The 25,337-nt window shown below is 50.6% G+C and carries 19 protein-coding genes; 14 read left to right on the top strand and 5 right to left on the bottom strand.

Features of this window, described 5'->3' with window-relative positions:
• The first annotated feature begins 39 nt into the window (after nt 1-39).
• The 14 genes from L0Y31_RS08965 (at nt 40) to L0Y31_RS08900 (ending at nt 16,249) form a co-directional block, all read left to right on the top strand.
• A complete protein-coding gene (locus L0Y31_RS08965; RefSeq protein ID WP_234736783.1) occupies nt 40-1,194 on the top strand; it encodes a Gfo/Idh/MocA family protein in 1,155 nt (384 codons plus the stop codon).
• 23 nt (nt 1,195-1,217) lie between these two features.
• Entirely contained in the window at nt 1,218-2,597 is a 1,380-nt protein-coding gene (locus L0Y31_RS08960) for a lipopolysaccharide biosynthesis protein (RefSeq protein ID WP_234736782.1), read from the top strand.
• Nucleotides 2,598-2,644: 47 nt separating this feature from the next.
• Nucleotides 2,645-3,349 carry an acyltransferase gene (locus L0Y31_RS08955; protein WP_234736781.1) on the top strand — a complete coding sequence of 235 codons (705 nt, stop codon included), beginning with the start codon at nt 2,645-2,647 and terminating at the stop codon, nt 3,347-3,349.
• Nucleotides 3,350-3,359: 10 nt separating this feature from the next.
• Nucleotides 3,360-4,649 carry a hypothetical protein gene (locus L0Y31_RS08950; protein WP_234736780.1) on the top strand — a complete coding sequence of 430 codons (1,290 nt, stop codon included), beginning with the start codon at nt 3,360-3,362 and terminating at the stop codon, nt 4,647-4,649.
• Between the two features lie 238 nt (nt 4,650-4,887).
• A complete protein-coding gene (asnB, locus tag L0Y31_RS08945) occupies nt 4,888-6,795 on the top strand; it encodes an asparagine synthase (glutamine-hydrolyzing) (RefSeq protein ID WP_234736779.1) in 1,908 nt (635 codons plus the stop codon).
• A 47-nt stretch (nt 6,796-6,842) separates the two neighbouring features.
• Nucleotides 6,843-7,997, top strand: a complete 1,155-nt coding sequence (locus L0Y31_RS08940; protein ID WP_234736778.1) for an N-acetyl sugar amidotransferase — start codon at nt 6,843-6,845, stop codon at nt 7,995-7,997.
• A gap of 210 nt (nt 7,998-8,207) precedes the next feature.
• Nucleotides 8,208-8,843, top strand: coding sequence for an imidazole glycerol phosphate synthase subunit HisH (gene hisH / locus L0Y31_RS08935; RefSeq protein ID WP_234736777.1), 636 nt, complete (start codon nt 8,208-8,210; stop codon nt 8,841-8,843).
• Complete coding sequence (locus tag L0Y31_RS08930) at nt 8,836-9,606, top strand: AglZ/HisF2 family acetamidino modification protein (protein ID WP_234736776.1); 771 nt, start codon at nt 8,836-8,838, stop codon at nt 9,604-9,606. The genes hisH and L0Y31_RS08930 overlap by 8 nt, the downstream gene beginning before the upstream one ends.
• 29 nt (nt 9,607-9,635) lie before the next feature.
• A complete protein-coding gene (locus L0Y31_RS08925) occupies nt 9,636-10,445 on the top strand; it encodes a polysaccharide deacetylase family protein (protein ID WP_234736775.1) in 810 nt (269 codons plus the stop codon).
• A complete protein-coding gene (locus L0Y31_RS08920; protein ID WP_234736774.1) occupies nt 10,442-11,545 on the top strand; it encodes a DUF354 domain-containing protein in 1,104 nt (367 codons plus the stop codon). Before L0Y31_RS08925 ends, L0Y31_RS08920 begins: the two co-directional genes overlap by 4 nt.
• A 34-nt stretch (nt 11,546-11,579) precedes the next feature.
• Entirely contained in the window at nt 11,580-12,635 is a 1,056-nt protein-coding gene (locus L0Y31_RS08915) for a sugar transferase (protein WP_234736773.1), read from the top strand.
• Between the two features lie 33 nt (nt 12,636-12,668).
• Nucleotides 12,669-13,310 carry a PIG-L deacetylase family protein gene (locus L0Y31_RS08910; RefSeq protein ID WP_234736772.1) on the top strand — a complete coding sequence of 214 codons (642 nt, stop codon included), beginning with the start codon at nt 12,669-12,671 and terminating at the stop codon, nt 13,308-13,310.
• A 12-nt stretch (nt 13,311-13,322) separates the two neighbouring features.
• Nucleotides 13,323-14,222, top strand: coding sequence for a UDP-3-O-(3-hydroxymyristoyl)glucosamine N-acyltransferase (locus L0Y31_RS08905; protein ID WP_234736771.1), 900 nt, complete (start codon nt 13,323-13,325; stop codon nt 14,220-14,222).
• A gap of 20 nt (nt 14,223-14,242) precedes the next feature.
• Complete coding sequence (locus L0Y31_RS08900; protein WP_234736770.1) at nt 14,243-16,249, top strand: right-handed parallel beta-helix repeat-containing protein; 2,007 nt, start codon at nt 14,243-14,245, stop codon at nt 16,247-16,249.
• 9 nt (nt 16,250-16,258) lie between these two features.
• On the opposite strand, the gene L0Y31_RS08895 is transcribed toward L0Y31_RS08900, so the two are convergent.
• The 5 genes from L0Y31_RS08895 to L0Y31_RS08875 form a co-directional block, all read right to left on the bottom strand.
• Nucleotides 16,259-17,176 (bottom strand): FHA domain-containing protein, encoded by a 918-nt coding sequence (locus tag L0Y31_RS08895; RefSeq protein ID WP_234736769.1) that lies wholly within the window; start codon nt 17,174-17,176, stop codon nt 16,259-16,261.
• A gap of 12 nt (nt 17,177-17,188) precedes the next feature.
• Nucleotides 17,189-21,190, bottom strand: coding sequence for an FtsW/RodA/SpoVE family cell cycle protein (locus L0Y31_RS08890; RefSeq protein WP_234736768.1), 4,002 nt, complete (start codon nt 21,188-21,190; stop codon nt 17,189-17,191).
• Nucleotides 21,191-21,238: 48 nt separating this feature from the next.
• Entirely contained in the window at nt 21,239-22,819 is a 1,581-nt protein-coding gene (locus tag L0Y31_RS21055) for a TonB family protein (protein WP_234736767.1), read from the bottom strand.
• 1 nt (nt 22,820) lies between these two features.
• Complete coding sequence (locus tag L0Y31_RS08880) at nt 22,821-24,281, bottom strand: protein phosphatase 2C domain-containing protein (protein ID WP_234736766.1); 1,461 nt, start codon at nt 24,279-24,281, stop codon at nt 22,821-22,823.
• A 94-nt stretch (nt 24,282-24,375) separates the two neighbouring features.
• Nucleotides 24,376-25,314 (bottom strand): FHA domain-containing protein, encoded by a 939-nt coding sequence (locus tag L0Y31_RS08875; protein WP_234736765.1) that lies wholly within the window; start codon nt 25,312-25,314, stop codon nt 24,376-24,378.
• Nucleotides 25,315-25,337: the final 23 nt, after the last annotated feature.

Below are 25,337 nucleotides of genomic sequence, written 5' to 3'. Positions count from 1 at the left end.
CTGGGTTGCATAATTCCTTCTTAAACTTACGCTAATACGATGAACTTTTCAGAACGATTGATCCGGTTTGCGGTAGTGGGCTGCGGGCACATAGGAAAGCGCCACGCCGAAATGATCAAATCCCATCCGGAAACCGAACTAGCGGCGCTGGTCGACGTCAAACACCACCGAGATCTGAACTTGCATGGCTACGATGTTCCTTTCTTTAATTCGCTGGACGACATGCTCGCCGCGAACCTGAATGTCGATGTTGTTACCATTGCCACCCCCAACGGCCTCCACGCCCAGCAGGCGCTGCGCTGTCTGGACGCGAACAAACACGTTGTTATCGAAAAACCCATTGCCCTGCGACGCCAGGATGCCGAACAGGTTCTTTATAAAGCCCTTAGCAAGCGCCGTGATGTGTTTGCTGTTATGCAAAACCGCTATTCGCCGCCTTCAGTCTGGTTGAAAAATCTGGTTGAATCGGGTGTTCTGGGAAAAATTTACATGGTTCAGCTCAACTGCTACTGGAACCGGGACGAACGCTATTACACGACCGGAAGCTGGCACGGCCGCCGGGAACTGGACGGAGGCACGCTCTACACGCAGTTCTCGCACTTTATCGACATCATGTATTGGCTCTTCGGTGACGTCTCGAACATCCAGGCCCGCCTGATGGACTTCAACCACCAGCACCTGACTGACTTTGAAGACAGCGGTTTTGTTTCCTTCAAGTTTCTGGATGGCGGTATGGGATCGCTGAACTTCTCTACCTCCGTCTGGCAGAACAATCTGGAAAGCAGCATGACCATTATTGCCGAAAACGGTAGCGTTAAGGTCGGCGGGCAATACATGGAGAAGGTGGAGTTCTGCAACATTCGCGGTTATACCATGCCTGAACTGGCACCCACCAACGCGGGCAATGACTACGGCGGCTACAAAGGATCAGCCATGAACCACAACTACGTGGTCGAAAACGTGGTGGATGTGCTGCGCGGACGGGCTACCATTACGACCAATGCGATGGAAGGACTGAAAGTGGTGGATATTATTGAGCGAATTTACAAAGAAGCCATGATCGAGCAGCCTGAGCTACCGGCCTCGCTGTTTGCCGATCTGCAATCGCCGCGCATGGTCATTCCCAACCGGGAAGCCGCCCGCCTTAACGGCTCTGCCCGGCATTTCGACCACGCCAGCCTTTACACGAAATAGCTTTCCCGCGAAAAAACTGCTTTATGCTTACGTTACTCCGCCACTATTACAAAACTGGAAATGCGCTGACGATCACTGTCCGTCGCAACGTCATTCAGTCATTGGGTATTAAAGCGGCCAGCGTAATCATCAATTTAGCCTTAGTGCCCCTTACACTGGGCCTGTTGACGAAGGAGCTATACGGCGTCTGGCTCACCCTGAGTTCCATTGTCGCCTGGTTCACCTTCATTGATTTTGGCTTGGGCAACGGACTGCGAAATAAAGTAACCGAGCTTCTGGCGCAGGGCAAACAGGAACAGGCTCAAACATACGTCAGCACGCTGTATGTGGCGACGCTACTCATTGGCGTCGGTTTCTGGGCGGTTTATACGCTCATTCACCCCTGGCTGGATTGGGCGTCAATCATGAATGTATCGGCCCGCTGGCAAGCTGAAATCAGTCAGCTTGCCTACCTGGCTTTCTGCGCCTTTAGCCTGGAGTTGGTTCTGCGCAATATCAACTTTGTGTTGTTAGCCACGCATAAATCGGCGGTCAACGGCCTTTTCCCCTTCCTGAGCAACGTCATCACGTTGCTCTTGCTATTGAGTCTGAAAACGGTTTTGAAGGTGTCCATTCTGTATGTTGGACTGGCCGTATTGCTGCCACAACTGTTCGTTCTGGTTGGCTTTCATATCTATTTTTTTGGTTTTGAACTGGCTTACCTAAAGCCACGCTGGAGAATGGCGCGTCGCTCGGTCTTGTCTCAATTTGGTAGTCTGGGGCTTCAGTTTTTTGTAATTCAACTGGCCTGGACAATCATTTTTACGACGACAAACCTGCTGATTACCCGCTTTCTGGGACCCGGCTACGTAGCAGAATACACCATTGCTTACCGCTATTTTGGCCTTCTGCCAATGGTATTCAATATTGTGCTTGCCCCGCTTTGGTCAGCTTTTGGCCACGCCTATCATACCCAGGACCTGGAATGGATCAAAAAAACACTGACGCGCATGCGGCAACTCTGGCTGGGCGTTGTGGTGGGTCAGTTGGTTTTGCTGGCCACCGCCCCTTACCTCATTCCTGCTTGGGTGGATGAATCGGTGACGGTTTCTTTTTCGCTGGCGGTAGCCATGCTGATTTACCAATCCCTATACATCTACGGCGACATTTACGTAAGTCTGCTAAATGGAGTTAGCCAAATTCGAAACCAGCTGATTGCTACGTCGATAGCCGCCGCGCTACTGATTCCGCTGACGTATGCCCTGGTTAAACTGGCGGGCCTTGGTCTGGTCGGTATTCTGATTGCCATGACGCTTTGTTTACTCTACAGCGTTGGTGTAGCCCCTTTGGAAGTCAAGCGTTTACTGGCTAAAATGACCGGACGCTCAACCATTATTCACAAACCTCCGGCGGTGACGCTTTAGTGCGACAGTCCATTTTAATCTGATCCATTAGACCACCTTCACCTTCCATGCGGTTAGATCGACTTTTATACAAGGGCATCCGCCGGGCCTACCGAAGAACACGAAAATTGACCGATACCGCCTATACCCGCTGGCTTTTTTCCATCTATCGTGTGCAGTCCGGTTACGGTTTAGAAAGTTACGGCATTCCGGATCTGTACCTGCAAAAAGGAGCAACCATGACCATCGGCACACGCTTCAAAATGTACAACGGGCGCTCGCATACCAAGGCGGGTCAGGATCAGAATTGCCTTTTTTCGCTCCAAGAAAATGCCGTTCTAACCATTGGCAGCAATGTTACCGTTAGTTCGTTTACGGCGGTGTGCGTCGAAGCAATCACCATTGGTGACAACGTCCGAATTGGCGTCGATACCTGCTGTTACGACAGTGATTTTCACTCCATGCGTTATTATGACCGCAGTTCGGTTCCCGAAACCAGAAATTACACCATCACCATGCCGGTGGTTATTGAGAACGACTGTTTTATTGGTAATCATTGTACGATCCTGAAAGGTGTCCGGATCGGTGCGCGCGCCGTTGTTGGTCCGGGATCGGTAGTTGCCAAAAACATTCCTTCGGATGAAGTCTGGGCAGGAAATCCTGCCCAGTTTGTTCAGAAAATTGATGATGATTTCCTGAAAACCATTGATTTGCATTTCTCCAAGCGAAAAGCGCAAAGTCCTTTCCCTCCGCCTAAACCAACGAAAAACTAAGCCGTTGACGATGCAAAAAGAAGCAACCTGGCCCGACTACCTGCTGACTTACGGTGTTATTGCCGTATCTGGCGTCGAATATTTTTACAGTTCGCCGGAGTTTCAGCTTTTGTTTTTCCTGGCTGCGGCGGGAATTGCTTTTGCTCGCCAGACGCCCTTAACTGCCCGGTCGCTGTCGATCATCATCATTGTGTTTATCGTTGAACTGCTCCATGCGCTGAAATACAATAATTTTGTTCCTAATTCGCTCCTCAGCATCTTGATTCGGTTACTTCTGGTTTATCTGGTCATTCATGTTTGCGGGCTTCGTTTCATTCGCTACTACATCGATATTATTCTTGTTTCGGCGCTCATCAGTTTACCCATTTATTTTCTGACGTTCTTTCCGGGCGTTGAGCAATTTCTGATTCAAAACATCGCCAACACGTTTTTCAAGCCTCCTTTTTCGGTGGCGAGCAGCATGTATGAGGGCAATCCCAGCATGATCGTTTATACGTTTAACCAACTCGCCGAGGAGAAATTTATATCGACCATCATCAAGCGAAACTCCGGGCCTTTCTGGGAGCCAGGTGCTTTTGCGGTATTTATGACGCTGGCGCTTCTGTTCAATCTGCAACACGAAAAAAAGTTTTCTACCCGCCGTAACTGGCTGCTTATTTTCACCATGCTAACTACCTTTTCCACAGCTGGTTACATTACGTTATTTATGATCATCGTGGGGTACGTAATAAGCAGTGATACGGTTCGCAAATCGACCAAAATAGCCTCTCTGCTCATTCTATTGCCGACGGTGGTTTTAGTTTACAGCCAAACCGAATTCATGAGTGGGAAAATAAACAAGAATATCAGCGCGTCGAAATCCGACAACAGCTCCCGCTTCGGCAGCGCATATTTTGATTTTGTTGATCTGGCCCGCAGTCCGCTCATTGGCTTTGGCCGCCTGTCAGAAAACCGCTTTGGGCCTTTGGCACGTCTTCAGGATTTTTCCACCCACCGCAACAACGGCGTTACCTTTCTGCTCGTTACGTACGGCATCCCGTGCGGACTTGCGTATTTTTTGGGTTTATTTCTCTTCTTCCGGCGCTATTCCCGCCAGTTCGATTCGCCCCCTTTATTTGCCTTATTTTCTTTCCTGACGGTGCTGCTTGCCGGTTTTTCGCAGGGCGTTTTTGACCGCGCCATTCTCATTTCCTTACTGTTCCTGAGCGACCGCCTAAGGCAGCTTGAAGTCATGCAGGCGTCTCCCCTGGCGGTTAAGATCGATCCACAAGCGGTCGTCTCTCCTTCCGAAAACTATTAGACAAGCCAAAAAGACCATTCTATTTCCTTTTTACGACTCGCTCTTTGGCCTGGTTCTATTTGCCAGACACAAGGTTTTCGTTACCATAAAATTAAAATATGCAAAAAGCCGGTTACTAGCGGTTACTAACTGGCAAAAAGCCGGTCTAAAGAGTCAATTTTCAGAATAAGCATGTCATAATCAGTAGCTCATCTTTCGGATTCGTTCTCGTCATCCGCAAAATTTAAACGTTGAAAGTATGTGTGGAATAGCAGGGATAGTGCATTTTTCCGGTAGCCCCGTCCAATCGACAGACATAAAAGCGATGATGGAACGACAACGCCACCGGGGGCCCGATGACGGTGGTTTGTTTCTGGACCAGAACGTCGGATTGGGCTTTGTCCGGTTGAGTATCCTTGATCTTTCGCCCGCTGGCCACCAGCCAATGCAATCAGACGATGAGCGTTACGTGCTGATTTTCAACGGGGAAATCTATAATTATCTGGAAATTAAGGCGCGTTTAAGTGCGCATTATACCTTTCGCTCCCAAACCGACACGGAAGTTCTGCTGAACGCCTACCGGCATTGGGGTGCCGATTGCCTGCACCACCTGAACGGCATGTTTGCCTTCGCCATTCACGATCGGCACGACCGAAAGTTATTCGCTGCCCGCGACCGCTTTGGCGTCAAGCCTTTTTACTACTACCTCTCCGATAGCTGCTTCGTCTTTGCCAGCGAAATCCCACCGATTTTCGAGCATGTACGCGCCCAGGGGCACCCACTTCAGCCCGACGAAACAGTCATGTTTAATTACTTGATCCATAATCGGACAGATTTAAATAACGACACGTTTGTCCAGCAGATCAAGAAGTTAGGTCACGGTCACTGCCTGACTATACAGGATAATAAGCTTCAGATTAACCGCTGGTACAACCTGACGGAACGGCTCCAGCAGGGTTGGGAAAACCCGGAGGAATACTACAATTGCTTCCAATCTTCGGTTGATTTGCGGTTGCGTAGCGACGTTCCCGTGGGAATCTGTCTCAGCGGTGGCCTCGACTCTTCCTCGGTGGCTTCCACCCTGATCTCTGGCCTGAACAAAAAGGACTTTTACGCTTTTTCGGCGGTGTACGGAGCTGGTCTCAACGGAGATGAAAGCTCGTTCATCAACGAATACCAGAACCAGCTTCCTAATCTGGTGTACGTTCGTCCAACTGAAGAAAGCCTGCTGGACGATTTCGACAGTCTAATGAATTGCCACTTTGAGCCGTTCGGGGGACTGAGCATCTACTCCCAGTTCAAGGTCATGAAAGATGCCGCGCAGTACGTCAAGGTGTTGATGGACGGCCAGGGTGCCGACGAGCAGTTGGGTGGCTACATGTACTTTTTCGGGAGCTTTTTCCGGGAGTTACTCGCTACGGGGCAATACCGTCGATTTGCGCATGAATGGCGTCAGCACTACAAAAACCACCGCACTTTCAGCGGCCTGTCGTACCTGGCTTTTTACGCCGCGCCTGCCGTTCTTAAAGATGCCATGACCAACCGAAAGGCGGGTTTTGTTCACCCGGATTTTTACCGCGAACAGCAGTCAAAATCAACCATTAACGCGCAACTGTTCAGTCCGAAAACGCTCCGGGAGTCTTTGCTACAGCATTTTGAAAGTAAGCTGGAGCACAACCTCAAGTGGAACGACCTGAACAGCATGTATTTCTCCATCGAGTTGCGGGAGCCTTTTCTGGACTACCGACTGGTGGAGCGCACGCTGGCTTCGTCTTCGGAACAGCTTATTAAAGACGGCACCACCAAGTGGATTTTGCGGGAAGCCATGCGAAACCGTCTCCCCGAGAAAATACGAACCCGCCAGGATAAAGTGGGTTTTGAAAACCCCGCCGACCACTGGATGCGGGCCTCTCTTTTTCAACAAAAGGCCGAAGAAGCCTTGCACTCACCCGCTTTGGTAGCCTCGGGCTATTTCGATGTGGCACAATGCCGCCGCCGCCTTAAGCTCCACCGCGAAGGAAAAATTGCCATTGCCCGCGACATCTGGAAATGGATCGAGACGGCCCATTTTCTGAACAAGTTTACCGCTTCGCCCGCTGAGCGCTTGAGTTCGGGAGAAGCCAATTCGTCAAGTTCTTGGAAAGTGCAACAAAAATCAGCTTGGTAAATCAGCTTCGTTACAATGCAGCACGAAGCTGGAAATGAAGGGACATTATGAAACTATATCAAATCTGTCAGGAAGGCGTTTGGGATACCTCCGTCCCGGGCGTTCAATTCGATGAGCAAGGGGTTTCGAACTACGCAACCATTCAGAAAAAACTGTCAGAAGCCTTTCCACGGGGTGAGCAGGGGAAACAGGAATGGGAACGCATTGTTACTCGGATCAAAAGCGCAGCGCCCAAAGGGTCAAGCTACGACTGCGTAATTGGTGTTAGTGGCGGCACGGATAGTTCTTACCTGCTGCACCTGGCTAAATCCTATGGTCTGCGTCCCCTGGCTGTTAATCTGGATAATGGCTGGAATACAGATATTTCCGTCAAAAATATCAAGAAGATGGTGGCCGCGCTCGGCATCGATCTGGAAACATACGTGATTGATTACGAGGAAATTAAAGACATCCTTCGCTCCTACATGCTGGCGGGTATGCCGTGGATCGATGGCCCCACCGATCTCGCTATTCAATCCATACTTTATAAAATTGCGGCGCAGGAAGGCATTAAATATGTTCTGCTGGGCAGCGATTTCCGCTCGGAAGGCAAACAACCCACCGAATGGACTTACACCGACCTCCGGCAACTAAAAGCAATCCACGGACGATTTGGACAAACCAAGCTGAAAACCTACCCCCAACTGCCCATCTGGAAGCTTTTTTACCTGGGTTACGTCAAGGGCATCAAGCTGATTTCGCCGTTCAATTATTTGCCTTACCAGAAGAAAGAAGCGCAGGCGTTTTTGCAAAAAACCTACGGCTGGGAGTATTACGGCGGCCATCACCACGAAAATCTGTTCACCAAGTTTGCGGTGGCGTACTGGCTTCCGCGCAAATTCAACATCGACAAACGACGCATCACCTTCTCGGCCCAGATTCTGAGCGGCGAAACCACCCGGCAAGAAGCTTTGACTCAACTCAGCCAACCGCCTTACGCGCCCGACCGCATGGAGGACGACAAAGCGTATGTCATCAAAAAACTGGACATCCACCCCGATGATTTTCGGATTATGTGGCGCTCGGAAAACAAATCGTTTCTGGATTATCCTTCTTACTACCCCATCGTGAAGCGGTTGCTGCACCTGGTTGTCCCGGTACTCAAACGGATTTTACCCGAAAAGCCCAAGATCTTTTTTGAAATGGAAGAACGGTCAGCGTAACTCGCTGGCGGCGAAAAATGCATTTCGGTTCGAGCAGCTAACGGACTGGCAGGAAAGCTATTAACCAATAATGAGTGAAAGAGTCAATGAGTGAACGAGCGAAACAGCAATCAAATTATTGATTTTCAGACTATTATCAAAAAACTAGTTATTCGCTCATTCACCCTTTCAATCATTCACTCATTGATTTATCTCTATCCAGTGAAAACGATGAACATTGTCATTATTGACTACGGCATGGGCAACCTGCGTTCGGTCTACAATAAATTCCAGCGGCTGGGGGCGAGTTGCCAGATCAGCGCGGACCCGAACGTGATTGCCAAAGCCCACGCGCTGATTCTGCCGGGAGTCGGGCATTATGGCCGGGCGATGGACAAACTCCAGCGCCTCAACCTGATTCCCATTTTGAACGAACGGGTGTTGGAAGCGAGGATTCCGGTGATGGGCATTTGCCTGGGTATGCAATTATTGACTGAACACAGCGAAGAAGGCGATGCGGCTGGACTGGGTTGGATTAGTGGCTCAACGGTTCGTTTTGAGCAAAAAGAGAATAAAAATCTGAAAATACCGCACATCGGCTGGAACAGCGTCACGGCCACACGACAACATCCGATTCTGGATGGGCTACAGCCTGAAGAAGCCTTTTATTTCGTGCATTCTTACCACGTTCGCCTGACCAACCCCAATGATGCCTTACACCGGACTCACTACCGCCACGACTTTGTCTCGGCAGTTCAGAAGGATAATATTCTTGGGTTTCAGTACCACCCTGAAAAAAGCCAGGAGGCTGGTGTTCAACTCTTTCAAAACTTTCTTGCTTCCGTAAAGACACCAGCTTATGTATAGACCACGCATTATTCCGTGTCTCTTATTGCAGCATAAAGGGCTGGTCAAAAGTGTCCAGTTTAGCAAACACCGCTACCTTGGCGACCCGATTAATGCCGTCCGGCTCTTCAATGACCTGCGCGCCGACGAGTTGATTTTTCTGGATATTCGGGCTACCCCCGAAAACCGCACCATCGACCCAGACCTCGTTCGGCAGATTGGCGACGAAACCAACATGCCTTTTACTGTCGGCGGCGGCATTCGCTCGCTAAAGAATATTGAAACGCTGATCAAAGCCGGTGCCGAACGTGTTTGCCTGAATGCTTACGCGCTCGAAAATCCGGCTTTCGTCCGGGAAGCCTCCGACGAGTTTGGTGCCTCAACCATTGTGGCTTGCCTGGATGTGAAAAAGAATTTCTGGCGCAAGGAAAGTGTCTATAGCCACGCGGGCAGCCAATCGACGGGGCGCAATCCCCTGGAATGGGCGCGGCAACTGGCCGATTTAGGTGTGGGCGAAATTGTGATTCAGTCCATTGAGCACGATGGGGTGATGAGTGGTTATAATCTCGCTTTGACGCGCCAGATTGCCGAGGCGGTAGACATTCCCGTCGTGGCGCTTGGGGGCTGCGGATCGTTTGAGCACCTGCGTCAGGCCGTTACGGAAGGCAAGGCGTCCGCTGCTTCGGCAGGCAGCTTTTTCGTGTTTCACGGACCGCGCCGCGCCGTACTCATCAACTTTCCCAACCGAACCGAATTGAGCCAACTGGCCTTGCCAACCGATTAGCAAACGCCAGATTTCCAAATACCAAGGTTATGGACTTTACCCTTCCTGTTTTTGAGTCGTTGATGCGTAGCCTGATGAAAGCAGAGTACGTTTTTCAGAGTTTCAGCGATTTCATAAAAGCACCCGCCGACCGGGCCGTCGTGCTTCGCCATGATGTTGATGCCAAAGCGGCCAACTCGCTGGCTACGGCCCAACTTCAGGCTCGTTTGCAGATTCGGGGCGTTTATTATTTTCGTTGCGTTCCCCAAAGTTTCAAACCGGAAATCATTGCACAAATCGCTGAATTAGGGCACGAAATCGGCTATCATTACGAAGATTTAACCCTTGCTAAAGGCGACCCACAAAGCGCAATTGGGCACTTTACCGACTGGCTTAACCGACTTCGGGCCATCTACCCGGTTGAAACGATCTGCATGCACGGCAGTCCACTTTCTCGTTACGACAACCGGGATTTGTGGCAGCACTACGACTACAAACACTATGGCGTACTGGCCGAGCCTTATTTTGATACGGACTTTACGGAGGTTTGCTACCTGACTGATACCGGACGCGGCTGGAACCGAACCAGCAGCAGCGTTCGGGACAAAGTGGTTGGCTACACGCCCCCTCCCTTTGCCAATACCCAGGCGCTCATTCAGTGGATTTCCAGCGGGCAGGCTCCCGCCAAGCTCATGATCAATTTTCACCCGCAACGCTGGACCAACAATCCACTGCACTGGTGTCAGGAATACGCCCTGCAAAATCTAAAAAATGTAGCCAAACAGTGGCTGGTGGCTGCTCCAAAAAGTAAACGTACTTCAACAGACCTAAGCAAACCCTTACTCAATCACGAACGATGAAACTGTTAATTGATATTGGCCATCCTGCTCACGTGCATTATTTCCGCAATGTCATCCACCTGCTTCAGCAGAAAGGCCATCAGGTTGCGATTACAGCACGAGATAAAGAAGTGTCTTTCAAGTTATTACAAGCCTATAATCTTCCTTATAGCTCCCGAGGACGTGGCGCAAAAGGATTGCTGGGTAAACTGTTTTACCTGTTAAAAGGCGATCTGGCCATCCTGAAGGTAGCCCGCCAGTTCCAACCCGATTTGTGCCTTAGTTTCGGTTCGCCCTATCTGGCGCAGGTTTCCAAACTAATCAATAAGCCGCACATTGCCTTTGACGATACGGAACATGCTCGCTATGAACATGCGATGTATTTGCCTTTTACGGACACCGTTGTTACGCCAACAACCTACTGGAAAGAGTTGGGGCAAAAACAGATTCGGTACAAAGGTTTTATTGAATTGTGCCACCTCGCCCCGCCGTATTTTCAGCCCAATCCAGCCGTTTTAGACGAAGTTGGTCTTACGCCGGCGGATCGGTTTGTCATTCTTCGGTTTGTGTCCTGGAGCGCCAGCCACGACCGGGGCCAGTCGGGGATTAGTTACGAGCAGAAAATTGAGCTGGTCCAGCACATCAGTCACCACGCCCGGATTTTGATTTCGTCGGAAGGCCCTCTACCCACGGAATTGGAGCCGTTTCGGATGCGGCTGAGTCCCGAAAAACTGCACGACCTTTTGGCGTTTGCTAGCCTGTACATTGGCGAAGGTGGCACTACCGCTAACGAATGCGCCATTCTGGGCATTCCCAACATTCTGATTAGCAGTCTCCTGGGCCCTAAAACGCGCCCCGGCATCCACAACGATTTTGAGCGTTATCGCCTTCAAGAATTGTTCATGACCTTCGACGGTGTTCTCGAAAAAGCCCTGGCCTTACTCAAAGACGATGTTCGAAGCGATTGGCAGCAGCGCCGGCAACAGATGCTTTCCGAGAAAATAGACGTAACCGCCTTCATGGTCTGGCTGATGGAAAATTACCCTTCGAGCTTGGACACCCTCAAAAATGACCCGAATTATCAGGAAAATTTTCGCTTAGCCTTAAGTACAGCTCTTTAGCAAGACCTATTTCATACCCAGACCCATCAAACTAATGGAAATAAGTCTGCCCATTGCCCAACAAGCCTTGTCGCCACCGAGCGATTTACTTTCTCTCGGCTATCACCATAATGATCTGGAACGGCTTAACTTCCTGATTAACTGGCGCGATGACACCTACGATACCTTTACCACCTGCACCGATCAGCCCCTGTTTTGCCATTCCCTGTTTACGCCTTTGCTGAATCAGGTGCCGCAGTTGGGACGCTTCTTCCAACAGGCGTTTGCGGTGCTGCCGCTGAATGGCTACTTTATTTGTCGCCTCGAAACCAACGACCAGCGCAAAAAGCGGCTGCTTCGTTCGCTGCCCATTGGTGTTAGTCAGGTGTGCTACGCGGGCGATTATGTCCTGCACCGCGTGACGCCACGGGTTTTTCCAATTAAAAAGCTGTACCGGGCCGTTTTTCCTTCCATGCGCGCCCTGTCGAAAGCGGAAATTTTAGGGCGGCTGTACCATGCGGGGTTTACTGTAAGACATACCCTCACCAGCGAGGGGGCTCTTTTGATTATAGCCCAAAAATCAATAGCGGCGGCGGCGGTGCTGCCGCCTTCTTCGGAGGGCGTTATCCTGCGGCTCCGGCGAATTGGGCGCTTCGGAATCCCGTTTTCCGTGTATAAACTCCGCACGATGCACCCCTATTCGGAGTATTTACAAGCTTACCTGATCGAGACAAACGGCCTCGAAGCCGGGGGGAAATTCAAAGACGATTTTCGCATCAGTACCTTGGGAAAATGGCTGAGGAAATACTGGATTGACGAACTACCCATGGGCTTTAACTGGCTTAAGGGTGACCTTAAACTCGTGGGCGTCCGGCCAATCAGTGCGCATTACCTGAGTCTGTATCCCGAGGAATTGCAGAAAGAGCGCGTCAAGCAGAAACCCGGTCTGATTCCGCCTTATTACGCCGATCTGCCCCGCAATTTCACCGAAATCGTGGAGTCGGAACTCCGTTACCTACGTGCTTATAGCGAGGCTCCAATCACGACTGATTGCCGGTATTTCTTGAAAGTTCTGTACAATATTTTCTGGAGAAGCGCTCGTAGTAAATAGCCGAGAAGAACTTCTCTTTAATTGTGAATCAATATGTTATTACAAGCCAATAGTAAAATTCTCATTTTGGCTCCCCACACCGACGACGGCGAGTTTGGCTGTGGCGGCACCATTGCCAAGTTGATCAAGCAGGGTGCGCAGGTCTATTATGCCGCTTTTTCGGCCTGCGAACAGTCCGTACTACCCCAGTTTCCAAAAGACATTTTGATTACGGAATTGAAGGCTGCTACCCGTGTTTTAGGGATTCCAAACGAAAACTTATTTCTGTTCAGTTTTCAGGTCCGCACCTTCAACTACCGCCGCCAGGATATTCTCGACAAAATGGTTGAGCTACGGCAGCAGATCAATCCCGATGTTGTCTTCATGCCTTCGCAAAACGACATTCACCAGGATCACCAGACTATCGTGCAGGAAGGGCTGCGGGCCTTTAAGTTCAGTACGATTCTGTGCTACGAAATGCCGTGGAATAACCTAAATTTCAACACATGTTGCTTCGTCCACCTAACGGACGAGGACGTTGAAACCAAGTCAAAAGCCCTCGCGGAGTACAAATCGCAGCAGCACCGACCCTACGCCAACGATGAGTTTATTCGCGCCCTGGCCCGTACGCGGGGCGTGCAGATCAATACGCATTACGCCGAGACATTTGAAGTATTACGCTGGATTATTTCATAAACCATTAACATCATGATCGCTATAACTGACATCACCCAAACGCTTCCTTTAGTCCGGTTTATCGGCAACGAAAACGCGCGCCTTAACACGGTGGAAGAGCTGCGCAACTTCAGTAATTCGGCGACTTCCTTAACGTGGTGCAACGATAAAAACCTGACCCGACTGCAAGACATTTCGCACGGGACTATTATCTGTTCTCCGCAATTGCTGGAGATGGATTTACAGCCCGCCTGCAATTACATCGTTGTAGAAAAGCCCCGGCAGGCATTCCAACAGGTGGTAACTGATTTCTTCCTAAAGACGCCTAAAACGAACTTCATCGCTCCGAGCGCAGCCATTGACCCGAGCGCAAAAATTGGGCAAAACGTATTCATTGGTCACCACGTCGTTCTGGAAGAAGGCGTTGTAGTTGGCGATAACACCCGTATTGGTCACAATAGCGTTATTCATGCCGATACAGTCATTGCTAACGATGTAATTATTGGCGCCAATACAACCATAGGCGGTATTGGGTTTGGCTACGAAAAAGACGAGAATGGTCAGTACGCAGTCCTGCCACACATTGGCAATGTAGTTATCAAAACCAAAGTCGAAATTGGAGACAATTGCGCCATTGACCGCGCCGTAATTGGCAGCACCATCCTCCGCGAAAACGCCAAAATAGGCAATCTGGTGCATATTTCGCACGGGGTTGTGGTTGGAAAAAACAGCCTAGTTATTGCCAATGCGATGATTGGCGGCAGCGTCATTATTGGTGATAATGTCTGGGTGGCGCCGTCGGCGGATATTCTGAATGGCATCCAGATTGGCGACGATGCGCTGATTGGCATGGGCGCTGTGGTCACCAAAAGCGTCGGCGAAAAGGCGGTTATGGTAGGAAATCCAGCCCGCTCGATTCGCAAACAGGAATAAACTAAATGTATCCCCCCTTGATGAAATTGAAACTCTTGCTGTGTTTGCTGACCTGGCTGCTTCTTCACGATCAACCCCAGCCCGATCGTGCCATCTTACCCAGGAGTGCAACACGGTCAACCAACGACGTTCCTACCCACGCGCTAGGTCTGGTTGGCTGGGCAAACTTCGACAATTTCAACCCCGCGGGAGATGGCATCCGGGACGATTCGGAGAAACTGGTCAAGGCCTTGGCATATTGCCAGACGCACCGGCTCGGCCTATTCATCAATCCAACGAAAAAGTATTTTCTCAAGACCCCGATTGATTACGCCTTTGCGGGCACCGTTGCCATTCGATCCAGCCGAACCGGCCAGCCAGCCGTTTTTTATTTGCCTGATAACGAACAGTTTCCCTTACAACTTTCGGCTAAAGCCGGTTCGCTGGAAACAACGCTAACGAAAGCCATAACCACCGGTGATCAGGCACTTACGCTTACCGCAACGACAGATCTAAAACCCGGTGACTTACTCCATATTCAGACTAAAACGGCCTGGCCCATCGAAACAGACACCCGCAAAGGCGAGTTTAATGTCGTTCAGTCGTTAACCCAAAATCAGGTTACGTTGAAGTATCCCTGTCAGGATGATTATTCGCTTTCGGATTCCGTTTTGGTAACTCATTACCGCCCGGCAATGGTGTATGCCAAAGAGCTGGAATTTCGCGTTCGTAAAACGGACGATCGTCCCGTGATTGGCTTAACCGTTCTCTATACCCAGCATAGCCAGCTCGACCGCCTTCGGATCAAGGATGCGCAGTATGCTTCGCTGATGTTATATGGCTGTTATGACACAAAAGTGACCGACTGCGTTGTTGAGGGGGCCAATGAAGAAGGAGCAGGTTACGGCATCGGCACGGTAGGCGGCTGGCGCTATTCGGTACTCCATAACACGTCGCACGGTTGCCGCAAACTGTGCGATTTTTCGGGCGACAGCGACCGGGGTCCAACCCGGCATAGCGAGGCGATTGCCAACAAAGCCTACGGACAGGGAAAAACTAACCTGGGCAATGATCTGTTTCAAGTCCAATCGTTCTGCGTGGCCACCCACGGCGGTGCCGATGGCATTCTGATTGAACGAAACATTGCCTATAATTGTCAGACAGGCTTTCAGCTACGTGGACGCAACATTATTCTAAATGCCAATCAAATTTTAGGAGAAAGCCTCTATCCAATTTCGTTGGCTGGTGGGCAAAACCACACGGTAACCAACAACATCTACCAGGCCTTGCTTCAAAATGCAGCCAAGAATCAAGCGCCAGATTACCCCAATTACCCCAAAGGTGTTATTGGCCTGAGCGAAAACCTCCTGCATTCCGGGCACATCATCATTAGAAATAACCAATTTGATTTTGTTCGCAACTACGGCATCTACGGCAATGATGTACGCCAGCACTGCACAATATCAGACAACCGTTTTATTTTTAACACATTCGGCAAGGCAGAACCTAAACCGCAGATTGTTTATTTTGAGCAGTTAACGTCTCCACTTTCAGACTTGCAAATCCAGCATAATACCTGGCAAATGGCGTCGGCAAACTTGGCAATGCCTAGGGTTCAGGTTATTCTCAGGCGGGATTCTACTTATTCGGAAGGGCCACTGATCGATTGGGTAAGCAGCGAAATCCAAGGCTTGCAGGCCACCCACGTTCTGACCATGACAACGGGAAAGAATAATTCCCCCCAGGCGGTGGACATGGACAATCTGGTGATCAACAAACAAGGCAAAACGATTACGTTGGCGGGTGAACTAAGCTTCACACTCAACCGCGCCGCACAACCTTTTATTAATGGTATGCCTGCACCCATCCCGGCAGAAGACTATTTCTTCGATTTTCAAAACCAGGCTTCGGGTAGCACCTACAAAGGCCAGGTTGAAGGAAAAACCGGACAGATTTGCCTGGGTGCGCAAGCGTCCACATTTGGCTCCTCCTTTCTGGGTGGAACGCCTTTCGTTACCCGATTGTCCTTGAATTACACTACGCGATAATTCAAGTAACTAGACAATGGAGAACAGCAACTTAGCTTCGCCGCCTAGCTCGATCTGGTCACCGTCCGCCAATTCGTAGCCCATACCAAGTATGTCGACGCGCTCGATCCGGTCGTCGGTGCGCAAAATTTTGGTTTTGTTATCACTGCTTGGTAGCCCACCTTTATCGGCATAAAGCAGGTATTTTCGGCGGGCTGGATTATACTTGATGGTCGCGTGATTCCGGCTTACATACAAATTAACTTCGCCTTTTGTCTCGTCAAACCCTGAATCACTTCTGTCCAGAAAAATTATATCGTTCGTCTGTATTCGCCCCGAATCGGACTTTCGTTCGTTGCTCCTGCCAATGCAATATGACTCCTTTTTTTCGGGGTTCAACTCGTATTCTGGCTCTACCGTTTGTCCGATTAAAGTCTGTAAACGCGCTTTCGGATGGTCACCCGTCTGCGTTGCTTTCGTGAGAATCACCAGACTAAAATTCCCTCTTTGAAACCCGCCTTCGGGTAATTTACCGGTTACAATTTGATAGTCAAACGTCCAGTCAGGAGGCAAAAAAAGGTAGTTATCCTTAAATTTCAGATTTAGCTCGTCTTTGATGGATTTGGTCGGATGACCGTCAAACAAGGCAACCTTAACGATCTCTTCCTCTTCCCGGGTTGGGCACAAGGCATAAAATTTAAGTCCGTTAATGGGCGGGTTCTTCTCATCCACGTAGGGCCGCAAGGATTGAATAACGAATCCTATAATGTCTTCCCGCATTTTTGGGGCGGGCGGCAAAGACGAAGCAGGTTCTACGCCAACAGGCTCCGCATCGACAGAAAGCTCCGGTTTGGCTTCCGGCTTAGTTGGCACTTGTTGCTTTTCCATCTCAGCGGCCTTCTCCATGCCAAACATTACTTCCCGAAACCATTTTTTTAATCCATCCATAAACAGCACGCGTTAAAACGATCCTAAATAGCCCCTCTCCGCCAAAATCGGCGCAATGGTCTGGTTGGCCAGCGCCACTGCATTGGCAGAAGCGTCTCCCAACTCAATACGAACGCAGACGGCCGTGGCTGAACGACCGTCTCTTGTCGGAGCGAAAAAGACGTACCAACCATCATAACGCTCCTTCCCTTTCACCCTGCGCTGCGGCGTTCCCGACTTCCCGGCTACCCTAGCCAGACTGATTTTTTGCCGTCCGCCAGGTGGGTTGGACTGCGCAATCATAAAGCTTTTCAAGGCCTCGGCATAGGCGGCTTCTTTGGCCACGGGCTGCCCCGGTTTGAGTGCTTCTGGCTTTCCCGCTCTTTCCAATACGTAGCGCGAAGGCTGTAGAATACCTTTGTTGGCAATGGCTCCTGCCATCCGTGCCATCGCAGCCGGGGTACTGGTCAGCTGGCCCTGCCCCCAGGCTAGTCCCGAAAATTCGCTGTTATAACGATTGCGTTTAGTGCCTCGCCAGCGTTCGTAAAATTGCCGATTCACCACAAAAGAGGAATCCCGCCAGTGGGTTAAAATGCGCTCTTTATTCTGGTTATCAGGATTGTATGAATACCCACCCACAAAATCGATGTTCATTCCCGTGGCCAGATACAAGTTGGCTAATTCATCGTCCAGTTTCTTCTCGTTGGCAATCCGAATAAAATAAACATTGCTCGACTGAACAATGGCCTTTTTCATGTCCACCGGCTCATTGTACGGCTCCTGCTCGCGGTTTCCTTTCCGAATAATCTCGTCGTAGGTAATGTCATTATACGTTACATCGGCGGCTGAAGCGCCCAATTTATTGAAAGCGGCCAGGGCGGTCAACACTTTAGCGGTGGAGCCGGGCGCCGTTGGGTAAGCCATGCCTAAATCACGGTCGGCAACCAGCAGGCTCTGGGCCATTTGTTCTTTTTCTGACAGCAGCAGTTCCTCCGGTTTTTGCAAATTCGGCAGCGGATTGATGGCCGACGCCAACACATCGCCCGACGTCGCATCCAACACCACCACCGAAACGCGCCGATTTTTAAACTCAGACGCATTAATGGCCTTTTGCAAATCGATCTGCAAGGCCGCATCAATGCTTAACTGCACATCCTTATTTCGGTCTTTGAGCGCGTCAACCTGCTTTTTACGTCCCTCGGGACCCGCACGCAGCATATCGGTCAAGGCGGAATAATCGTAGGCAACCAGCGTAACCGACTTTTGAACGGGCTTTGAAAAACGGTCAGCTTTGTAACGAGTCGTAATAAATTCGGATTTCTGCGGTTTCGTATCAAAACCCCTTAATTCACTCAAATGAGCCGCTTCGGCAAAATAGCCATTTTTCTGCCCCCAGAATAAGCGCGTATTGAAATCACCTACCCAATAGAAAAGCTGCTCTTCGAAGGGGTAATAACGCCGCAGTCGTTTCCGGCTTAACTGCTCCAGTCGCTGCGCATTCAGGCCAGCGCCCAGCAATTTAGGTTGATTTTTCTGGATGATCGAGCGCTCACTAGCCGCCAGTACCAACCGATTTCGGTCATAAATGGTACCAGCACTTAATTCTCTGGTTAATAGCGCAATCCGGGGATTATAACTGTAAATCGGTGCCCGGTTTCGGTCGATCACCCGTGCGGGTTTCACAATGTATTCATCGCCCACCAAAACCTGAATCCACGCCAGACGACCCGCCAGCACAAGGATAACTACTAAAAAGCCGGAGATTCCAACCGTCAGGACAGGGTCATAATAGGTTTTGATGTACTCTTTCTGTACCTCCTGCCCCGGCCGACTCGCGATGCTGGCTACAATGCCCATGGCCGCCAGGTTGATAATCAGCGACACTTTTCCGTAACTCAGAAAAGGAACGGCCACGCCCGTCAGCGGCAAGAGCCCGATAGAACCACCCGCAATAAGCATAAACTGAACGCCCGTCGCAATCGCGATCCCCGCGCAGAGGTAAAAACTGAAGGGCTGCCCCGCCCGGCGAGCGTGCAGAAAAGTTCGGTGGATGAGTATGCCAAACAGCAGAAATACCGCCACAAGCCCTAACCAGCCCAATTCTTCGCCGATGCTGGGCAGAATCATATCGGTATGCGCCGCTGGCATCGTATTGGCCGATCCCTGCCCCAGGCCCTGCCCCGAAAAGCCGCCCGAAGCCAGCGTCCAGAATCCGTGGGCCAAGTGATCGCCGCCGTATACGTCGTTGTTCCACTGGCTAAGCCACATCTGTTTGCGGTCGCCCAGACGGTCACCCACGAAAGGCAGCGCATCGCCAAACGTAAACATAGCCATAACCAGCAGCAGAATTACCGGCGCTTCGGCTAGAAGAGCAATAACCGCATTGGCATTCCACTTTGCCGTCCGCACCTCTCCTTTCCAGAACAGATAACCAGCCACCAGCACAACGCTTAGCAGAGTCGCCAGCCAGTCGGGCAGGAACCAAAGCAGAATACCGTAGCCAACGCCCGTTGCCAGCATGACGCCCAGATTGCCCCGAGCAATGCTGTAGAACAGCAAAAACGTAAAACAAACCACCAGTGCCGGACCCATGTCGCCCAGCAGTAAGTAAAGCAGCATCAAAGCCGCCGCCCCCACCATGACGCCCCAACTGGTCTGGAAACGCCAGCGGATATCGGAATAATTACGAATGCGCTCCTCATTCGCGGCGAAAAATCCCGCAAAGAAGAACAGCAGCAAATACTTGGTTACTTCGCTCGGCTGAAACGAAATGAAGCCTAGATTCAGGTTTACCTTCACGCCGCTACCCTCTGGCCCTTGACCCAGTGGCGTCAGCATGAGCAATGCTAGCAGAATTGCCGCCGCCAGCCACTGCCAGCCTTGTAGTTTATAGGTCGCCCGTTTTCGCAGGTTAAAAAAGAAGTCGTACTGCCATTTGGTGTAGAATTTCCCTAGGTTGATTTGGGAAAGTATCACCAGTCCAAGCAAGCCCCCGGCAACGCCCTGAAGCGTCTGCCAGGCGTGAAAATTATCCTGCAACGGGTCCTGAATACTGAGTAAAATTAGTAGCGAAATCCCCGTCAGGAGCATCAGCACCGGCAGTAGAAAGGCATCTGTTTCGGTTTTTCGGATAACCCAGATAAAATGGACTACCCAGAAAGCCAGCAAAAAGAGCGCCGCAATGATGAAGAAGCTCGACCGAAAATCGGCGGGTGTCCGCACCGTCAAGGCTTTGTTGTCTTTCAGTTCGCTGTAGGCGACGGTTCCGATCAGGCGAATCCGGTGGGGCTGGGCTTTAAACGTGTATTCTTCCGATGCGGTTAGTTCGGCCTCGCCCCGACGCGCTCCAAACTCAAAACCAGGCTTGAGCGGCACCACGCTATACGCCAAGCCACGGTTCAAGCCCGTGAATGAAAAGCGTCCGTCGGCATCGGTACGGGCATCCGTTAGTTTTTCGGGTTCTGTATCTGCCGAAGGGCGGTGCTGCTTGAGTTGCACCCGAACGCCCGCCATCGGCTCAGCCCCCTGAAGGACTTTCCCCGACAAACTCAGCTCGCCACTCCCCGCCTTCACCGTCGACGGAAATTGAACTGCGTTTGTCAGTTCCTGCGTATAAGTCGTTTGATCGAAACCCAGACGCTGCCGCGAAATAACCAGCCGACTTTGAAAATCAGTGCCGCCTATCGGGCTTTTCCAGGCTCTTGGGGCTATGATGGCGAAACTATTTTTGTTAATGGCTCCCAAGTTTTCCAGCTTGCCCACTTTCTCCAGTTTGGCTGGCAACGAATCAACAACCAGGTTTATATCCCGCTTGTCGGTGTAGTAGTCACCAGTCGTCAGCAATTGCCGAAGCGCTTTTGCACGAACTCCCGCCTGAAGGTTAATGGCGTTACCACTTGCGTATTCTTGCTCTGCTTTTTCCAGCTTAGGAGCCAGATTGACATATAGCCGAACAAAAAGCACAAGCAACAAGGCCGTAGCTCCCAGCAGAAACAGCCGTTCTTCGCGGCGCTGCGAAGCTGGTTTATTTTCCATAATCACTTCTTTATTAACTAATTCGGATTTAGAATACCCTAAAATTGGCTATTCTTCCAGCCGGAAATTCATTGGCAGGTTATACCGCACCCGCACCGACCGGCCCGACTGCGTACCCGGTTTCCATCTAGGCATGGCCTCAATTAACCGAATCGCTTCCTGATCAATCCCGAACCCTAATCCTTTTAGAATTTCAATATCCTGAATACTCCCGTCAATATTGACGACAAAACTGGTGGAAACACGTCCTGAAACATTGGCGCGCATGGCTTCTTCAGGATAGCGGATATTTTTGCTAAGCCACTCATAAAGCGCTTCCTGTCCGCCGGGAAATTCAGGCAATCGCTCCGCAGTGGTAAAAATCTGATTGTCAGAAAAAACCGAATCAGTCGTGCTGGCGGTGGTGGTGGTGGAATCGCTTTCGGCCACAGTGGGTTCAGACACCGTATCGTTTACGCCTATGTCCTCTGATTCAGGCTCATCGGTCACGGCGGAATCGCTGGGAGCAAGAGTTTCCGGCAGATTGGATTCACTTCCAGCTACCGTTTTACCGCCTGCTCTGTTTTGGTAATACTGCACCCCAAAGTAAACGGCGAACAAAATTGCCAGAATAAGCAGACCTATTTTCCAGGTATCATTTTTCGCTTTTGGCGGCTCATCCGACGTCCTGTACGGATTGTTTTCGGTCAAATCAACATAAGTTGGCGGGGTTGGCGAAACGGGCAAGGCAGGCTCCGTACTGAAGGTCGCCGTTGGCTGCCTTTTCTGCTTCCGCGCCCGAAGCTGTTCAATATTGGCCTGATTTAGCTCGACAATCAGGTCGTCGGCATCGTGCAGGCGTTTGGCCGCGTCTTTTTCCAGCAGGCTAAGCACAAGCGCCCGCATGCTTTCGGGCAGCAAGCGTTCATTGGGCAAAATCAGTGGCGGCGGCGGCATTTCGACCACGCGGTTCACAAACGTGCGCATTCCGCCTTCAACCAGTTCAAAAGGCACTTTCCCGCTTAAACACTCATACAGCACAACGCCCAATGAGTAATAATCGGTGGCGGCCTCAACGCCCTGTAAATTATCAAACTGCTCGGGAGAAGCATACTCGTAGGTCATTACTGACTGTCCCGTTACGGTCACCGGATGTTCACGCAGTTTAGCAATCCCGAAATCCGTCAGCAGAAAATGCAGCTCTCCGCTGGGTAGTTCGCGGTACATGATGTTCTCGGGCTTGATGTCCCGGTGAATGATGCCTTTCTCGTGAATTACCCGAAACGCTTCGGCCATTTGCAGCCCCAGGCGCACGGTGGTAGCCACATCCAGGTGGTTGTGCTCGCTGGTTTTCAACAACTTTCGCAAATCCCCGCCTTCGATCAATTCCATAACGATGTAAGGCATGGTGGCATCCAGATGGACTTCCTTGACCTTGACAATATTGGGGTGCCCGATGCTGGTCATGATCTCCGATTCGCGCTGGAAACGCTGGAGCGTTACCGCGTCGGTTTGGAGCGAAAAATGCTTGATAGCCACCAGCTCGCCCGTGATTTGATTGCGGGCTTTAAGCACCCGGGCGTTGGAGCGACCCAACTCGCCTAAAATTTCGTACCCGGGAAAATATTGATTATAACTTGATGTAGACATTCTATTTCTTAGGTAATTGAGGTGGCACTTTGGACTTTCTGACCACAAGAATCACTTCCTCATCCTTTAACGTATCCTGTTTTACTTCCGCACTCACGGGAACGGCAACCTGATTAAAATAAACCTTCCGCAAATGCAGACTAGCGTTCTCGCCAGCCTGAACTCCCGTTTCAAACCCGCTGATTGTCACCCCTTCCAGACGAACGCGACTGTTTTTGGCAACTCGAAAAGCAAGCTGATTTTTCGTGCTATCCGCAGGAATAATCGTAAAGGGAACGCTGCTTTCGATAAAAAGTGTGTCTTTCAAATCAATGGCCTGGGCCACTGTCAGGGTATCTCCGGTTGTCCCGAGCACCTCGCGAGACAAAACCAGCCGCTTGGACGGAGTTCTCTGCGCATTGGCAATGAGTGAATCGATGTTGATCCCATTAGTCTGCGGCATCACCTCATCCAGATCTGGAGCAACACTCACTCCTTTCGACGATTCCTGTGGCTTCAAAAAGAAGACCCAGGCCGCGCCAGCCAGGGCAATTATTCCTACAAAAACGGCCAGCAGCGTGGGTAAACTACTCTTTTTTTTTGCCGGTTCTGGGGCCGGGCGTTGTGCTTCCGTTTTGAAAGGTGCCGTGTTTTTAATAGGATCTACAGTCGTTACAGGTGCTGCTTCTGCTTTCCGGGCGGTGACAGGTTTTACGGCGGCTGCGGTTTTCTGACCGTTTTGGGCCAGCACCACCGTGATATTATCGTGGCCGCCCTGCTGGTTGGCCAGTTCAATCAGCTCTTCGGTTTTTGTTTCCAGCGAGGTATTTTTGATCAGAATGGCCTGCATCTGGGCGCGGGTCAGCATGTCCGACAAGCCATCGCTACAGAGCATTAGCACATCTCCGGGCAGAAATTCCAGCGCCTCATAATCCAGAAAATCCGGGTCGTCAATGCGGTGTACCTCCATTCCCACTTCCCGCAGAATTTCGTTGCGTCGGGGGTGCTTCATGGCTTCTTCTTCGGTTAGCTCGTTAGCATCTTCCCGAACACCCACCAGCGAATGGTCTTTGGAGAGTTTTTCCAGCACCCCATCCCGAAAACGGTAGAGGCGTGTGTCGCCGACGTGCGCAAAGTATAGTTTCTGCGCTTTCGCATCCGCTACCACGGTCGTCAGCACACAGCACATCTGCGAAAAGCGAAGGTCTTTTTTACTCTCTTCGACAATCTGATTATTGGCAAAAACAACCGCTTCTCGCAGCATGGTCAGCGTATCGCCTTTCGGGGAAGCCATGTACCGTTCGATTGCTTCTTTGGCGATGGCCGCCGCTTTTTCGCCGCCTGCGTACCCACCAACGCCATCGATCGCCGCCAGCAACGCGCTGGTGTCTGACCACAACTGTTTACAGATATAGGTGTCCTGGTTGTCTTTGCGACGGCGACCCACATCTGTCTGACCGGCAAACCGGAGACTATTCATCATACAATTAACGCGGAAGTTTTTTAAAATGCCCGGTTAGTAATAACGCAACAAAGGCCAATAATGATAAGGAAATTAGAAAGTCGATCATGATAAACTACAGATTGCTTTGGAAAGTAAGCGTTACCAGACTGTTTAGCAGGATCTGCGATTTGGGCGCCAGATCGAACCATTGGGGGTCGGCCAGCTCGCTTTTGGGAATAATTCGTTCGTTCACTCGCGTTTCGTTGCGACTAAAAGAGGCAATCTGAAACCGCTTTTCGGCTTCGTTGTAACGGATTCGGGCGTGCGGATTGGATACATAAGGCGAATCGACCAGCAGATAGTTGCTATACCCCTGATTATCCACCTCTTTCCGGGCGACTACGATTTCCTTATCGCGCATTTGGTAAGTTTCTTCCTGATCTTTATCACCCAGGTAATACTCAATCTGCGCCAGCGCGCCGCCCGCCGCCCGGGGCTGGGCTTCAGCACCTAGTCGTAAGTCCGGGTTGAATTTCACCGTAAAAGCTCCCGATTCCCGGAAGTCGATGTGCCGGAGCGCGTCCAGATTAACGTCCATTTTATCGTAAACATTCGACTTTTTGGGCTTCATGGTCACTTTGGTCTTTGCCTGTGAACCACTTTCTTTCAGCCCCGTTAACATGCCAATTACCTTGACATCGTGAACGTCAACTTTCTCATTATTAAACTCAACGCCCGGCCCAAACTTAAAATGCCAATTGGCCGAAACCGGTGAAATGTCTTCGTAATCGACTTTGAGTTTTTGTAGCTTGTTGTAAAATGCCTTTACGGCTTCTTTGACCACAACCGGCAGCGAGGGCAGCCGCGTCTCGTAGGTGTCAGGATGCAGAATAATTAAAAAGTGCGCATTAAAAAGCAGACTCGTTCCGACGGATTCTTTGCGGAGCGAATCGTCAAAACATTCTACCAACTCGTTTAAAATACGATTATTGGTAACTTCTTCCACCGAGGCTGCGATTTTGGCTTCATCCGGGGGAATGACTAAATTCTTGATACGCTTCAGAAAACTCATGGACCTGATTTGATGGGGTGTCG

The organism is Tellurirhabdus bombi (genome assembly GCF_021484805.1).
In the GTDB taxonomy this organism is placed as follows: domain Bacteria; phylum Bacteroidota; class Bacteroidia; order Cytophagales; family Spirosomataceae; genus Tellurirhabdus; species Tellurirhabdus bombi.
The sequence above is the reverse complement of the archived record's forward strand: the minus strand, read 5'-3'. Positions and strand labels throughout refer to the sequence as shown.